At 47.3% G+C, this 14,976-nt stretch carries 11 protein-coding genes, 1 tRNA gene, 1 pseudogene and 1 CRISPR repeat array; of the genes and pseudogenes, 8 read left to right on the top strand and 5 right to left on the bottom strand.

The window, feature by feature from the left end:
• Nucleotides 1-504 precede the first annotated feature (504 nt).
• The 3 genes from gcvT to QZW82_RS06910 form a co-directional block, all read right to left on the bottom strand.
• Nucleotides 505-1,656, bottom strand: a complete 1,152-nt coding sequence (gcvT, locus tag QZW82_RS06920; protein ID WP_293146447.1) for a glycine cleavage system aminomethyltransferase GcvT — start codon at nt 1,654-1,656, stop codon at nt 505-507.
• 249 nt (nt 1,657-1,905) lie between these two features.
• A tRNA-Ala gene (locus QZW82_RS06915) sits at nt 1,906-1,978 on the bottom strand.
• Nucleotides 1,979-2,129: 151 nt separating this feature from the next.
• Nucleotides 2,130-2,333 carry a hypothetical protein gene (locus QZW82_RS06910; protein WP_293146445.1) on the bottom strand — a complete coding sequence of 68 codons (204 nt, stop codon included), beginning with the start codon at nt 2,331-2,333 and terminating at the stop codon, nt 2,130-2,132.
• A gap of 235 nt (nt 2,334-2,568) precedes the next feature.
• Here QZW82_RS06910 and QZW82_RS06905 point away from each other — a divergent pair, with 235 nt between their 5' ends.
• Entirely contained in the window at nt 2,569-2,838 is a 270-nt protein-coding gene (locus QZW82_RS06905; protein WP_293146442.1) for a hypothetical protein, read from the top strand.
• 57 nt (nt 2,839-2,895) lie between these two features.
• Here the strand turns inward: QZW82_RS06905 and QZW82_RS06900 are convergent, their stop codons facing one another.
• The gene (locus QZW82_RS06900) at nt 2,896-3,057 is read right to left on the bottom strand and encodes a hypothetical protein (RefSeq protein WP_293146441.1); all 162 of its coding nucleotides are present in this window, start codon (nt 3,055-3,057) and stop codon (nt 2,896-2,898) included.
• Here QZW82_RS06900 and QZW82_RS06895 point away from each other — a divergent pair.
• The 6 genes and pseudogenes from QZW82_RS06895 (at nt 3,056) to QZW82_RS06870 (ending at nt 6,077) form a co-directional block, all read left to right on the top strand.
• Complete coding sequence (locus QZW82_RS06895) at nt 3,056-3,286, top strand: hypothetical protein (RefSeq protein WP_293146439.1); 231 nt, start codon at nt 3,056-3,058, stop codon at nt 3,284-3,286. The two genes, QZW82_RS06900 and QZW82_RS06895, sit on opposite strands and share 2 nt — an antisense overlap.
• A gap of 222 nt (nt 3,287-3,508) precedes the next feature.
• Nucleotides 3,509-3,745 carry a DUF433 domain-containing protein gene (locus tag QZW82_RS06890; protein ID WP_293146436.1) on the top strand — a complete coding sequence of 79 codons (237 nt, stop codon included), beginning with the start codon at nt 3,509-3,511 and terminating at the stop codon, nt 3,743-3,745.
• Between the two features lie 399 nt (nt 3,746-4,144).
• Nucleotides 4,145-4,522: pseudogene (arr, locus tag QZW82_RS32200) on the top strand (NAD(+)--rifampin ADP-ribosyltransferase); the annotation flags it as partial.
• A 28-nt stretch (nt 4,523-4,550) separates the two neighbouring features.
• Nucleotides 4,551-4,868 carry a hypothetical protein gene (locus QZW82_RS06880; protein ID WP_293146432.1) on the top strand — a complete coding sequence of 106 codons (318 nt, stop codon included), beginning with the start codon at nt 4,551-4,553 and terminating at the stop codon, nt 4,866-4,868.
• Entirely contained in the window at nt 4,817-5,452 is a 636-nt protein-coding gene (locus QZW82_RS06875; protein ID WP_293146430.1) for a Uma2 family endonuclease, read from the top strand. Before QZW82_RS06880 ends, QZW82_RS06875 begins: the two co-directional genes overlap by 52 nt.
• Before the next feature lie 205 nt (nt 5,453-5,657).
• Complete coding sequence (locus QZW82_RS06870; RefSeq protein ID WP_293146428.1) at nt 5,658-6,077, top strand: hypothetical protein; 420 nt, start codon at nt 5,658-5,660, stop codon at nt 6,075-6,077.
• 212 nt (nt 6,078-6,289) lie between these two features.
• Here the strand turns inward: QZW82_RS06870 and gltB are convergent, their stop codons facing one another.
• Entirely contained in the window at nt 6,290-10,984 is a 4,695-nt protein-coding gene (gltB, locus tag QZW82_RS06865; protein WP_293146426.1) for a glutamate synthase large subunit, read from the bottom strand.
• Between the two features lie 1,112 nt (nt 10,985-12,096).
• Between gltB and QZW82_RS06860 the strand changes: the two genes are divergently transcribed.
• Complete coding sequence (locus QZW82_RS06860) at nt 12,097-14,244, top strand: phosphodiester glycosidase family protein (protein ID WP_293146424.1); 2,148 nt, start codon at nt 12,097-12,099, stop codon at nt 14,242-14,244.
• Nucleotides 14,245-14,262: 18 nt separating this feature from the next.
• Nucleotides 14,263-14,972: direct repeats of the CRISPR family, unit length 26 nt; unit sequence GTTCGTAGTGAGGACTTCAGTCCTTC.
• Nucleotides 14,973-14,976 lie beyond the last annotated feature (4 nt).

The raw sequence follows: 14,976 nt of genomic DNA, 5'->3' as shown, positions 1-14,976 counted from the left end.
GTAGTAAGGACTTTAGTCCTCGGATTGATGCGGACTGAAGTCCTCACTACGAACCGTTTTAATATGAAAGATTGATCTTGTGTTGGTTCGTAGTAAGGACTTTAGTCCTCGGATTGATGCGGACTGAAGTCCTCACTACGAACCGTTTTAATATGAAAGATTGATCTTGTGTTGGTTCGTAGTAAGGACTTTAGTCCTCGGATTGATGCGGACTGAAGTCCTCACTACGAACCGCTTTAATATGAAAGATTGATATTGTGTTGGTTTGTAGTAAGGACTTTAGTCCTCGGATTGATGCGGACTAAAGTCCTCACTACGAACCGCTTTAATATGAAAGATTGATATTGTGTTGGTTTGTAGTAAGGACTTTAGTCCTCGGATTGATGCGTACTGAAGTCCTCACTACGAACCGCTTTAATATGAAAGATTGATATTGTGTTGGTTTGTAGTAAGGACTTTAGTCCTCGGATTGATGCGGACTGAAGTCCTCACTACGAACCTTATTTAATTTGGGCGATTTGGCGATCGATAAAATGGCTTTTTCACCACCGTAGCCGGGTAATTTTTCCCGCGAATCTCAACTTCTAACTGCTGGCCAATTTTACCTAATTTTGCTGGAACAACCGCGAGGGCTACCGCCCGATTCAATGTAGGCGATAATGTACCGCTAGTAACTTCTCCTACTTTTTCCCCTGCAACTATGATCGGATAGCCGTGGCGCGCAATATGCCGCCCCTGCATTTCCAACCCTACCAACCGCTTCGATACTCCCGTGGCTTTCTGCTCTTCCAAAACCTCGCGCCCAATAAAATCGCCTTTGCTATCGAGGTGAACTACCCAACCCAATCCAGCCTCTAAAGGTGTAGTATTGTCATCGATATCTTGACCGTAAAGTGCCATTGCCGCTTCTAAACGCAAAGTATCTCTCGCACCCAAACCGCAGGGAACAACGCCAGCATCTAGGAATTTTTGCCAGACTTGTTTTCCGGTTTCTATATCCACCATGATTTCAAATCCATCTTCGCCGGTATAACCTGTTCTGGCGATAAAACTCGGTTGTCCCAATAACTTAGTTTCTAAGTGTCCGAAAGCTTTAATTGGTGCGAGGTTGTCTTCCACAAAAGGCTGGAGATAGTTAACAGCTTCCGGGCCTTGAATTGCAATTAAAACTTGGTCTTCGGAGATGTCGGTGAGAATAAGTTCGCTCAAGTCTAAGTGGGCGACAATCCAGGCTTTGTCTGTGATGCGAGTGGCGGCGTTGACAATGATTGCTGCCCGTTCTTCGCCCGTAATTTTATCGGGTTCTTGGCAGTAGAAAATAATGTCGTCTAGGATGCAGCCTTTGTCATTTAATAAGACTGTATATTGAGCTTGTCCTGGTTGCAACCGACTTAAGTCTGACGGTACTAAGGGTTGAAATTTTTCTATTACCTGTTTCCCTCTCAAACAGAATTTTCCCATGTGGGAAATGTCGAACATTCCTGCTTGCTGGCGTACTGCTTGGTGTTCGCTGCTGATACCTGCGTACTGCACTGCCATCTCCCACCCGGAAAAGGGCACCATTCGACCTTTGAGCTGCAATGATAGTTCGTACAGAGGCGATCGCGCAAGCTGACTCGTTATCTCTGGATTGTTGGGTTCAGTTGAGTTTGCCACAGGTAGCGCTTTGTTGGTTGCGGGTAGACTGTTTTGATTTTAGGGGAAAGTTGGTTTTTGTGGTGTGTGGTGCGATCGAATTTAAGAATACGCTCGCGGTTGAAACCGCGTGTATACACACAAAACCCACTCCAAGTGCACTCAAGAATACGCTTTAAAAATTATGTTATTCTCTTCAGTCCGCGGAGGCGGACTTGGTTTTTGTAGACGCGGTTTCAACCGCCGTCTCATCTTGACTTATGGAGAATATGGAGAATAGCGGGCTCGAACCGCTGACCCCTACAATGCCATTGTAGTGCTCTACCAACTGAGCTAATTCCCCTTTGTTTTCGCGCTCTCAATCATGCCTTAACTGACCGATATTTGTCAAGCCTTTTTGAAAAAATAGTTTGGAGCCTTGGACGGGCAAGGCTTTTGGCTTTTTTTTCAAAAAAATTCCTCGCTTTTTGACAATTGTCGATCGCCACTACAATCTAGTAGGTGTGCTGGGATATTTCAGTTAAATGGCTCAAACAAGACCCCATGAGGAAGTAGACGACTACCAGGGCCGCGGCTGAAACCGCAACTAGGGTGCCGGCTAGGATTAGTGAAAATTCTCGTTGCGCGATCGCCTCTTGCATTAGATGCAATGACCAGGCAACGAGGGCAACGTCAATTATTAAAATAGAAACCAGCATAAGTTACGATTTGTAACAGCTTACATATTGTAACAAAAGTTTTCGCGGAGTGCAGATAAGCTCAGATGTATTTAAGTATTGGTGTTAAACGGATGGGGAGCAGTGCAAAGCCATCAAGAAAAAGTATAGGTTTTATTAATAATTACAATATGCAAAGTAAATGAGAGCTAGCTCTGCTTTACGGTAGTTGGCTTGAGTTCGCTTCTCAAGTGGGAGTGGGTTTTAAGGGTACAGATTGCTGGAGTTTCACAGGGCTGACGGTTCCGCTTCTAGCGCGCACTACCATACTGGAGACTGGGAAGTGGTGAGGGTGGAAGAATACCCGACAGCAATAGCTAATAACGAATTTGAGATGATTGTAGTTGGATACTGCAAATATGTCCCTGTAGAAATTCTGCTGATATCGATGCAAAACGCTCAGGTGTCGATCGACTCTTTTGGAGATGAATCGGCTTATCAAGAATTTTTAGCTAAAACAGCAGAAGTCTCACGTCATAATCTCTGATACCGTTGCTTCAGAACAACTCATGGAACTCGTTTATGAGACACTTCCTGCCTGCGCCTAGCCTACAAATAATACTTTAGAGAGTATTGAGCTGGAAGTGGCGATCGAATTGTGCGATCGCGGCGTGAGTTCGATCGCGATTATATTGAAATACTTTATGGCTTGTTTGTGGCGAAGGTTGTAGAATAGAGAAGATCCACTGCACTGAATAAATGCCATGTCTTCTCCTGCAATTACCACGATCGTTAAGATGCTTGAGTCCCTACCTGACGAGCTTCAAAAGCAGGTAGTGGAGAATGTTCGCGCATATCTGTCAGAAATTGAAGAAGAAAAGCGATGGGATGAGTCGTTTAAGCGGACGAAGAATAATCTAGTCGCGGCAGCCCGGAAAGCCAAAGCCGAGATTGCAGCGGGAATGTCTACGCCGATGGACTATGAGCAGCTATGAAGTCCGCGACATTCTCAGACACCGGAAGAACCAGCATCAATATTGTTAAATTTATTGCAGATGGAAAGATTGCAATTTGAGGAACGGTTTACGGTGGTGGATCGCGATCGAATTCGTCAGCGCCCGTTACCGTAGATGGCGATCGCACAATTCGATCGCGGCGTGAATTTCGATCGATAAATGAGGTAAGCTAGAGACAAAGGTTTCAAACAATTTTGATCGATGCCAGCATCCGTTGCTTATCTGTTGGACAGAATCACGGTGAATCCAAGACAATGTGGCGATCGTCCCTGCATTCGGGGAATGCGGATTCGAGTCATCGATATCCTACAGTTGCTAGCTGCGGGTGAGCAATTTTTTGAGTTTCTGGAAGAATTGCCAGACTTGGAACTTGACGATATTAAAGCTTCGCTTCTGTATGCAGTCTGCAAGCTCGATCGTCCCGTTTTAGCCTCATGACAATATCAAAATTATAATAATTACGAGATAATCATGGAATTCAACCCAAACAACAATGTTGTTAAACTGTGTCTTCAAGCTATGGGCATGGAAGAAAAAGGCAAACCAGAAGAAGCAAGTAAACTGTTTTTTCAAGCCTGGAACGAAGCAAAATACGACTTTGAAAAATTTATTTCAGCCCATTATGTAGTTCGATATCAAAAGAATGTTCCCGACAAGTTACAATGGCTCAAAACGGCTTTGCTGTTTGCATTAAGAATAAATAACGACTCTGTTAAGAGTGCTTTCCCTTCTCTATATTCAAACATTGCCAAATGCTATGAAGACTTAGGCGACTCTGACAATGCAAAAAAGAATTATGAATTAGCAACTTCGTTTAAAGATAAACCTTCTGACAAAGGCCCCTTTTATCATGGGACGAAAGCAGATTTGCAGGTTGGCGATTTGCTGACAGCAGGGGGCAGTTCTAATTACAAACTTGAACTCAAAATGAATCACATTTATTTCACAGCGCTTGTTAATGGGGCGGGACTAGCTGCTGCATTAGCAAAAGGTGATAAATGTGAACGTGTTTATATCGTTGAACCGACAGGGGGGTTTGAAAATGACCCGAATGTTACAGACAAAAAATTTCCGGGCAATCCGACACGATCGTATCGCTCTCAAGCACCATTAAAAATCCTTGGCGAAGTAACAGATTGGGTGAGACAAACACCTGAGGAACTTCAAAAATGGCGTGAAAAGTTGGCCAATAACAAAGGAGAAATTATTAATTAATTTCTGAGGTGCTAATGCCGAAGTTATTTTGAGACGTTTGCCAGAACGAATTAAAAAAGCTTTAATTGCGCGTGCTGCGGAAATTGAATATCCGATCGCACCAACGATCGCCATTTCGATCGCCAGTTTTCAAGGGCACAGAAGCATTAGGTTTCGTAGATTGCAAACCAGGACGCGGGCAGTAAAACCGAGAAAAGGTGTGAAAGTTTACGGTATACATGAAAGCTCAACTGCGATCGCCCGCACCGGTTTTGTTATCCTTAAAGTCAATGGCTGCAAAAGGGAGATTAGACCATGTTTGCCCTCGTATCACCCGAAAAAATTCAATTGCCTGCGGGTTCTGTAGTGCGCTTACCCGCAACTTGGCAAGAATATCAAAGTTTGTACGATCGCCGAGGAGATGGCTCTATTCCGCGTCTGAAGTATCGTAATGGAGAAGTATTGCTGATGTCACCTCTACCCGTACACGGAAAAGATGCTCATTTGATTGCCAATATTGTCACAACTCTTTTGGATGCCGATGAACGGGAATATGATGCGTTTACTCCTATCACCATGACAGTGCCAGAAGAAAGCGGAATTGAACCAGATTATTGCTTTTACATTAACAATTGGCAAGCGGTTTGTGGAAAAAAGCGGATAGATTGGCAAAACGATCCGCCGCCAGATTTAGCCATAGAAATTGATGTTACCAGTTATTCGGATGTACAAGACTATCTTCCCTATCGGGTTCCTGAAATTTGGCTGTACAAGAAGCAGCAACTGTTAATTTATGGGCTGCAAGGTGGAAACTATCAAGTTAAAACCCACAGCCTCTATTTTCCAGACTTCGATCTACAAAGTGCGATCGCCCGTTGTGTAGAAATTGCTTATCAATGCAACACCAGTGCTGCTATCCGCGATTTGAAGCAACAACTAGCTAACCGATAGGCGATAAACGTAATTCAATTCCAGATAAACTCGATCGCATCCGCCTACAATAATAAGTAGTTATAATCCGAAAATGTATGCCAGTTGTAGCAGTTAAAACTTACATAGAGTAAATCAAAACAATCCCATTCTCAAGTGGGAGTGCGTTTTTAAAGGCAAAACTGAATTCCCTAATTACATCGAAGAAACCGAGGAGGATTGATTAATGGGTAGAAAATATATAATTTTTCGTGCCGAATGGACTGAAAATGAGGGGGAAGATAATAGGTTGTTAGCCCACACAGGGGCATACACTGATATCCTTGCAGAGTATTTTGATTCATCCAACGAACCTATTCCCGCACCGGGGTACAGATTGCTGGAGTTTCACAGTGCTGATGGTTCCGGTTGTAGCACCCACTACCGTACTGGAGACTGGGAAGTTGTGAGGGTGGAAGAGTACCCGACAGCAATACCTAATAACGAGTTTGAGATGATTGTAGTTGGATACTGCAAATATGTCCCCGTCGAAACTCCGCTAATACCAATGCCAAAATCTCAGGTTTCGATCGAATCTTTTGGAGATGAATCTGCTTATCAAGAATTCCTTCAAAGCGAGGCAGTTAAAGATTACACTCTAGTTTAACTAAAAGTTACGCATCAACCTCAAGAAAACGGGTTTTTTACGCTCATCTGTCGGTAACAATCAAAGATTTCGGAAAAAAGCCCGGTTTTTAACTGCGCCTACAAGCTAAAGAAACCGGGTTTTTTACCTAATCTGTCGGTAACAACCAAAGATTTTGGAAAAAACCCGGTTTCTGACTGCGCCTACAAGCTAAAGAAACTCGGATTGCAAAATTAAGCTTCTACAGCAATCTTTTGCTCCGAAGCCTCCGGCGAATTCGCTTCACTTGGCGGCACAACTTGCCAGAACTTCGGCAAGTATTCCGACCAATTTGCGAGAATCTTCTCGGCTTTTTTGCTGTTAGTTCGATCGCACTGCATCTCAATCAACTCCTTCAACTGCGCCTCACCAGCGGCCGTAGAAACCCGCTGCATCTTCACAATCTCTCCGTTGACGTGCGCGGGGAAATTGCCATCTTCATCGAGGAAATAACCCAAGCCGCCAGTCATTCCAGCGCCGACGTTCCGGCCGACTTTTCCTAGGACGACAATGACGCCGCCAGTCATGTACTCGCAACAGTGATCGCCGGCACCTTCAATGACTGCTTTCGCCATCGAGTTACGCACCGCAAATCGTTCGCCTGCTTTACCCGCAGCTAACAGGGTTCCGCCCGTCGCGCCGTACAAGCAAGTGTTGCCAACGATCGCATTTTCGGCAGCATCATACGTCGCACCAATCGGCGGTTTGATCGCAATTTCGCCACCGTGCATCCCTTTACCAACGTAGTCGTTAGCTTGGCCAGACAGTCGCAGCGTCATTCCCGGTAAGTTGAACGCGCCGAAGCTTTGGCCCGCAGTACCTGTGCAGTTGAGGGTGATTTCACCAGTAAAGCCGGTGTTGCCGTGTTGCAGCGCGATCGCACCTGATAAACGTGCTCCCACAGTGCGATCGGTATTTACCAATGTTAGATTCTTGCTGACAGTGCCGTGATTGGCGATCGCACTTTGAATCTCAACATCCGCCAACAAATCATCATCCAGCACAGGGCCGTTGGTGTGAATGTCGCCGTGGACTAAGAAAGATCGATCGCCCTTAGTATCCGGTAACTTCGTCAAACAATCCAAATTAATTGCTTGAGTTTTAGTTAGTTTCACCCCTTCACGCATCTTCAGCAAATCCGCGCGGCCGATGATATCTGCGATCGACTTATAACCCAACTTCGCCAACAAACTCCGCACTTCTTCTGCTACGAAATAGAAGAAATTAACCACGTGTTCCGGTGTTCCGGGGAACCGTTTCCGCAAGTGTTCCTGTTGAGTTGTCACGCCCACAGGACAGCTATTCATGTGGCAAACCCGAGCCATGATGCAGCCTTCGGCAATCATTGCTACCGTGCCGAAACCGTACTCTTCGCCGCCCATCAAAGCGCCGATAATTACGTCCCAACCGGTTTTGAAGCCGCCGTCAACGCGCAACAAAACTCGATCGCGCAACTTGTTCTCAATCAGCACTCGGTGAACTTCTGTCAATCCGAGTTCCCACGGAGAACCTGCGTGCTTGATCGAACTCAGTGGAGACGCACCGGTGCCGCCGTCGTGGCCGGAAATTTGAATCACATCGGCATTTGCCTTGGCAACGCCCGCTGCTACAGTGCCGATACCGACTTCCGATACCAACTTCACCGAAACTCCTGCTTTCGGATTGATTTGATGCAAGTCAAAAATCAACTGCGCCAAATCCTCGATCGAATAAATGTCGTGGTGAGGAGGAGGAGAGATTAAAGTGACACCCGGTTTCGATCGGCGCAAATAGGCGATGTACTCGCTCACTTTCGGCCCCGGCAATTGACCGCCTTCACCCGGTTTCGCACCTTGTGCGACTTTAATTTCGATTTGTTGGGCGCTCATCAGGTACTCGGGAGTTACGCCGAAACGCCCGGAGGCTACTTGTTTGATGGACGAACAGGCTGTATCGCCGTTCTGCAAACCTTTTAAGTGAGGTAGCGTTTGTGAGAAACCGGCCGGACTCACATCGTTCAGCACGTTGTATCGGATCGGGTCTTCGCCACCTTCGCCGGAGTTGGATTTGCCGCCGATGCGGTTCATCGCGATCGCCAAAGTTTCGTGGGCTTCCGGCGACAAAGCGCCGAGAGACATTCCGCCGGTGGCGAAGCGTTTGACAACATCTGCTACAGATTCCACTTCTTCGATGGGGATGGAAGGGCGATCGCTCGCAAAGTCAAGCAAATCCCGCAAAGCCGTGACTGGACGGTTTTCGAGCTGTTGCTTGTAAACCTCGTAATGGTCGTAGGCGGTTTTTGCGTCGGCCCCGTTACCGTTACTATCAGCCTTAAATGTAGCGACAGCCTTGTGCAAAGCCTTGGCCATTTCCGGGCTGTTCATGTGATATTCGCCACCTCGGCGGTACTGCACGAAGCCGAAGTTTTCCAGCTTTTTCTGGAGTAATTCGGGGAAAGCCTGAGAGTGGAAAGACATTACTTCGTGAGCGAGTTCTGCTACAGTCAAACCACCGATGCGGGAAACAGTGCCTTTGAAGCCCAAATCGAGCAAATCGGCGCCAATCCCGATCGCCTCAAAGATTTGCGCGCCTTGATAGCTAGACAACAGCGAAATCCCCATTTTCGACATGATTTTCAGCAAGCCGTTTTCCACCGCTGTGCGGTATTTAGCTTGAGCCTCAGTGACGGTAATCTTGGGAACTTTGCCATGTTCCATCAAGTTTTGAGTTTTGGTGTCAAACCACCAGCCGCGCACGCTTTCCAAGGCTAAGTAAGGGCAAACTGCGATCGCGCCGTAACCGATCAAACACGCGAAGTGGTGAGTGCTCCAACACTGCGCCGTATCCACAACCAGCGAAGTTTGCATCCGCATCCCGACGCTAATTAAGTGGTGGTGAACTGCACCAACGGCCAGCAAGGGCGGAATATAAGTACATTCATCACTCAAACCAACAGCAGCAGATTCGCCTTCTTCCTTCGACACTCGATCGCTCAAAATTAGAATCCTTGCGCCCGATCGAATTGCCTCCACAGCATCTTGACAAAGTTGCTCGACTGCGCTTTGTAGGCCAGCAGGCCCGGAAGTAATTTTGTAAAGAGTTGACAGTTGCGTTGCGGGGAAAGACTTTTGGTCTTTCAAGAAAGACAGTTCACCGTCGTTGAGTACGGGGGAATCTATTTTTAGCAGCTTGGCATTTTCCGGTGTTGCTTGGAGTAAATTGCCGCGCAAACCCATATTCATCGTCAGTGACATCACCATTCCCTCGCGCAGGGGGTCGATCGGCGGATTTGTCACTTGAGCGAACCGCTGTTTGAAATAGTTATAAAGTAACTGAGGCTTTTCTGACAATACAGCTAAGGGAATATCATCGCCCATGCAGAAAGTCGGTTCTTTTCCAGAACTTGCCATCTCCACAATTACCATATCCAAATCTTCGGCGGTGTAGCCGAAAGCAGTTTGGGTGGCTAACAGCGCTTGCGAGTCGAGGGTTGCGGTTTCGGCAAAAGGCTGCGGCTGCAAGATTTCGCGGTTTTGTTTCAGCCATTCGCCGTAGGGGTGCCGCTTCGCAATCCGCTGTTTTAGCTGCCAATTTTTGAGAATTTCCTTAGTTTGCAAGTCCACTGCAATCATTTGTCCTGGGCCCAAGCGGCCTTTTTCGACGATATCTGCTTCGGGAATATCGACAACTCCGGCTTCGGAGGCGACAATTACCAAGCCGTCTTTAGTAATGCAGTAACGGGCCGGACGCAAACCGTTGCGATCGAGCGTAGCACCTACTTGCTTGCCATCGCTGAATACCAACAGCGCCGGGCCGTCCCAAGGTTCTTGAATACCGCTGTAATATTCGTAAAAATCGACAATTTCGGGATAGGGCGCCAAATCCGGCTGATTTTTATAGGCTTCGGGCACCATAATTGTCAGGGATTCCAGGGGAGTGCGGCCGGAGTGCACCAACATTTCCATCACGTTGTCCAAGTTTGCCGAATCGCTGCTTTCGGAGTTGACAATGGGATTGAACGTGTCGATATCCGCTTGACTCCAATTCGGGTGAGACAAATTGGCTTGCCGCGCCGTCATCCAGGTAATATTGCCCAACAGCGTGTTAATTTCGCCGTTGTGTCCCAGCAAGCGCATGGGTTGGGCTAGGTGCCAGCGGGGCATGGTGTTGGTGCTGAAGCGACGGTGATAGACGGCAAAGGCGCTTTTATAAGCGGGATTTTTCAGATCGAGGTAAAATTCTCCGAGTATTGCCGATCGCACCATGCCTTTATAGACGATCGTGCGGCAGGAAAAAGAACAACTATAAAAGTCTTGGCGGGTGAAGCCGGGGCGATCCGATAGCGAGTGTCCGATGGTGCGGCGGGCGAGAAATAGCTGTCTGTCGAGCTCATCTCCCTGCAAGTTCGGTGAACTTACGATTATCTGTTCGATTTGAGGTTGATTTTCCCGCGCTTGCGGGCCCAAAACCGACGGTAAAACGGGAACTTTTCGCCATCCCACAACAGTTAAACCGCGATCGACCATAACTTGCTCAACCACCTGCCGCGCTGTCTGCGCTTGACTTTCATCTTGAGACAGAAACAGCATTCCCACGCCGCAGTGTTCCTGTGGTGGAGGCACAATTCCCTGTTCGGCAAACCAAGTATGCAACAATTCCCAAGGAATTGCAGTCATCAAACCTGCGCCGTCGCCGGAATCGGAGTCTGCACTGCAACCGCCGCGATGTTCCAGACAAGTTAAGGCTGGGAGGGCTTTTTGAATAAGTGAGTGCGTAGCTTCGCCGCTTTGATTGGCAATAAACCCCACACCGCAGGCATCTCTTTCTTCCACTAACCAGTTTTGGCCGGCAAATGGAGTTCCTCGCTGAGTTTGATGCACGTTGCTGTTTCGATCGATCGTGTTACCCATGTTGATTGAATGTTATTTCTGTGATTGTGTGGTTGATTTGTTTTTATAGCTCGGAGAGAGAATACTGCCGAGCGGTGGGAGTCTAGTAAATCTTAAAACAGCACATAGCAAGCTGATTCGATAAAAATTTACGTAGATGCTGCCTGTACGTAACGCCGAAACCCTGTTTGGAGATTTTAACAAGGCAGACGGGAATTCCCTCACTATACCGTACTCGGTTAGTGGGGGATGAAAGGCGCGTGAGTCGTACTCGACGAACAAATAGATAATTGATTAGTACAAACATTTCGAGAATTGGTACAATCGGTTTGGAGGTCGATCACCTTGTGGAGCGTCTAAAAGGCCGTTGCCATCGAGCAAACGTAAGTACGCTTCGCACTATCCACTAAAAGAAATCCGCCACTGAATGTATCAAACGCCATGTGGGTTTCCAACTAAAAACATTTCTGCCTTCGGAAGGAGGGCGACTGCCTGGACATCGTACAAGCGATGTGAGAGTCAGGGCAAGACGGCTTGTCAAACCTCTAGACGCTGCGTAAGACCGAAACATAAGGCAAGCTTTGTGTCGAGGCGGTGGCGGTTGAAACAGGAAGCCCCCGTCATAGCGGTAATCAGCTTGACGGTGGGTACTTCACATTATCTCGATCGAATCGCTTCGGAGATCTCTCGCAGAATACGCTGCTGTTAACAAGCAACGATTTTTTGAGGAATTGCTACCCAGCAACCAGATATATTGGGGGCGATTAAAAGCCCGATAGCTGCGCTTCACGAGTTTTTAGTGCGTTTTTTCATGAGTCCGCTCGATCCCCTTGCAGGGAAAATCGGTAGATAGTAACTCTAGCTTTATTTTGTTCGCTGCGGTGCTTAGTTGCTTCGATCGGCGCCCCAGAAACAAAAGACACCTGCTCGTAGCTTGGTGAGTAGGTGGAAGTAGTGTTGTAGCATCGAGGATCGCAACTTATGAAACCCTGCTTTATATTATGCAGCTAACTACAGCCAACTACACAGTCCAAAAAATTAAATTTATCCAATAAAATTAGATTTTTTCACCATTCTGCTGTATGCGCGGCGTTTTTGACGGTTAATGGTTTTATGTTTCCCGCAGTAAAAAAATGGACAGACAAAAACAGCTAGCAGCAGATAACAGAAGGCTTGGGAGTATTTTGCCCTGGATTTTGTCCGTCTCGATTTCGCCCCTACTGGCGACGATTCTCCTGTGTTCAGTCTGGAATCTGGCGGGGAGAGCTCAGTCGGGGGAGAGGGCTGGGCTGATTCATGCTTCCACAGCCCGCCAGGGAATGAATTCCCTGGCTGATAGCGAAAGTCGGTTAAAACCGACTCAAATGCCAACCCACAGTCCTCTTCAGAGGACTTCAGCTATGAGACAGGGAATTCATTCCCTGTCGGACTATCGGTTTTTGACTCAATCCATACCGCCAGTTGCCAGAATTAGACAAGGCCGCCAAGTCTCTCTCAACGGCAGAATTTTGCCATTAGCTTGGACTCAGCAGCCAACAAATAACACATCTACTAATTTGAGAACTTGGATTGCGGATGTTGGCTTAATGCAATCTGCCGGAGTCGATTTGCTCAATACAGCCGACAGTACCAAACAACCGGTGCAGTGGTTTTCCGTATCTTTAACTAATGCTCAAAGTTTGACAGCGCGATCGACTGGTGCGTATCGTTATTTAGATATTACCGATTTTGCTAAACTTGCCGGTTGGCAAATATCGATCGACAACAATCTCCTAAAAATTACATCTCAACCTGCGAATGTCACCGGAATTCGGCAAGCAGCCAGAGAAACGGGCGATCGCATTGTTCTCGATCTCGATCGCGCGGCCCCGTGGCAAGTTAACATCGTCGATACACCCAGCCCACCGCCAACCGACGACCCCACAAAACCCGCTATTCCTTTGCAGGCAAGCCCCCCAGCACCAAACCTCGAAACACCAGACGACCCGACTAAACCCGCGCTCTCGCAGCCGCTAGCACCCGATCGCGCGATCGCCAGTCAAGAATGGTCGATCGCGATCGATGCCAAAGTCGATCGCACGTTGGGCGAGCGCATTTTTGCAACCAGTCAACAATTGCGATCGCTAAAAATCGAACCTGCGGGGAATCAAACCAAAGTAAAAGTACAAATTCCCTTAGGTTGGCGGCCGCAAGTTTTCAGTTTAGGAAATCCGAATCGATTAGTAATAGACATTCGGCCAGACTCGTTAGTAGAAAAAGACATTGCTTGGGCGGCTGGAGTTCGATGGCGCCAGCAGTATCAAAATCTAGGAACAGCGCGTTTCCCCGTATACTCCTTAGAAGTAAATCCGCGTCAATCCGGTGTGAAAATTAGACCGCTGTTGAGCAATCCGCCGACAGAGAAAGGTAGTGCAGCTTTATTACAAACAGCCGAAGTTTCGGGAACGGGTGCTGCAATTAATGCCGGATTTTTCAATCGCATCAACCGACTGGCTTTAGGTGCGATTCGGCGGGATACTAAATGGCTTTCCGGGCCGATATTGAACCGGGGGGCGATTGCTTGGAACGATCGAGGCGAATTTGCGATCGCTCGTTTGACCTTGCAAGAAACTTTAATAACTCCTGGGAATCAGCGCTTGTCTGTTTCCCAGTTAAATAGTGCCTACGTGACATCAGGAATCGGTCGTTACAATCTTGATTGGGGAGCGACTTATACTCCGTTTTCAGACGATGAAATAGTTGTGACAGTTGCGGGCGATAGAGTGATCGGCCAATCCCCCGGAGGTGCGGCGGGAAAAACCAATTTTCCAATTCCAGGAAACGGTTATATTTTAGCTTTGCGTTCCGATTTATCTCCTGCATCCCAATTGGCAGCAGGAGATTTATTGCGTTTAGAAACTAACACAATTCCCGCAGATTTTAACCGTTTTCCTTACATTCTCGGTGGCGGGCCGGTGTTAGTACAAAACAGTCGAGTTGCCGTGGATGCCAAGGCGGAAGGCTTTAGCGATGCCTACGTTCGACAGACAGCGATTCGGAGTGCGATCGGGCGAACTGCTGCGGGGAATTTGCTAATTGTAGCCGTCCACAATCGCGCGGGCGGGGCGGGCCCAAATTTCGCGGAACTGGCGCAGATCTTGCAGCAAATGGGCGCTGTGGAGGCTTTAAACTTGGATGGGGGAAGTTCGACAAGTTTGTATTTGGGAGGCAGTTTACTCGATCGCCCGCCGTCCACTGCTGCGAGAGTCCATAATGCGATCGGCATTTTCATCCAACCATAAATCCATCGAAAAAAAAAGGTTCGTAGTGAGGACTTCAGTCCTTCTTCCCAAAAACTCAAGTCTAAAAAAAAGGTTCGTAGTGAGGACTTCAGTCCTTCTTTCCAAGGTCAAAAAAAGGTTCGTAGTGAGGACTTCAGTCCTTCTTCCCAAAGACTCAAGTCTCAAAAAAAGGTTCGTAGTGAGGACTTCAGTCCTTCTTTCCAAGGTCAAAAAAAGGTTCGTAGTGAGGACTTCAGTCCTTCTTCCCAAAAACTCAAGTCCCAAAAAAAGGTTCGTAGTGAGGACTTCAGTCCTTCTTCCCAAAAACTCAAGTCCCAAAAAAAGGTTCGTAGTGAGGACTTCAGTCCTTCTTCCCAAAGACTCAAGTCCCAAAAAAAGGTTCGTAGTGAGGACTTCAGTCCTTCTTCCCAAAGACTCAAGTCCCAAAAAAAGGTTCGTAGTGAGGACTTCAGTCCTTCTTCCCAAAAACTCAAGTCTCAAAAAAAGGTTCGTAGTGAGGACTTCAGTCCTTCTTCCCAAAAACTCAAGTCCCAAAAAAAGGTTCGTAGTGAGGACTTCAGTCCTTCTTCCCAAAGACTCAAGTCTCAAAAAAAGGTTCGTAGTGAGGACTTCAGTCCTTCTTCCCAAAGACTCAAGTCTCAAAAAAAGGTTCGTAGTGAGGACTTCAGTCCTTCTTCCCGAGGACTCAACTCCCAAAAAAAGGTTCGTAGTGAGGACTTCAGTCCTTCTTCC

It is taken from the genome of Microcoleus sp. bin48.metabat.b7b8b9.023 (assembly GCF_013299185.1).
In the GTDB taxonomy this organism is placed as follows: domain Bacteria; phylum Cyanobacteriota; class Cyanobacteriia; order Cyanobacteriales; family Microcoleaceae; genus Microcoleus.
This window is presented reverse-complemented; position numbering and strand designations above follow the sequence as displayed.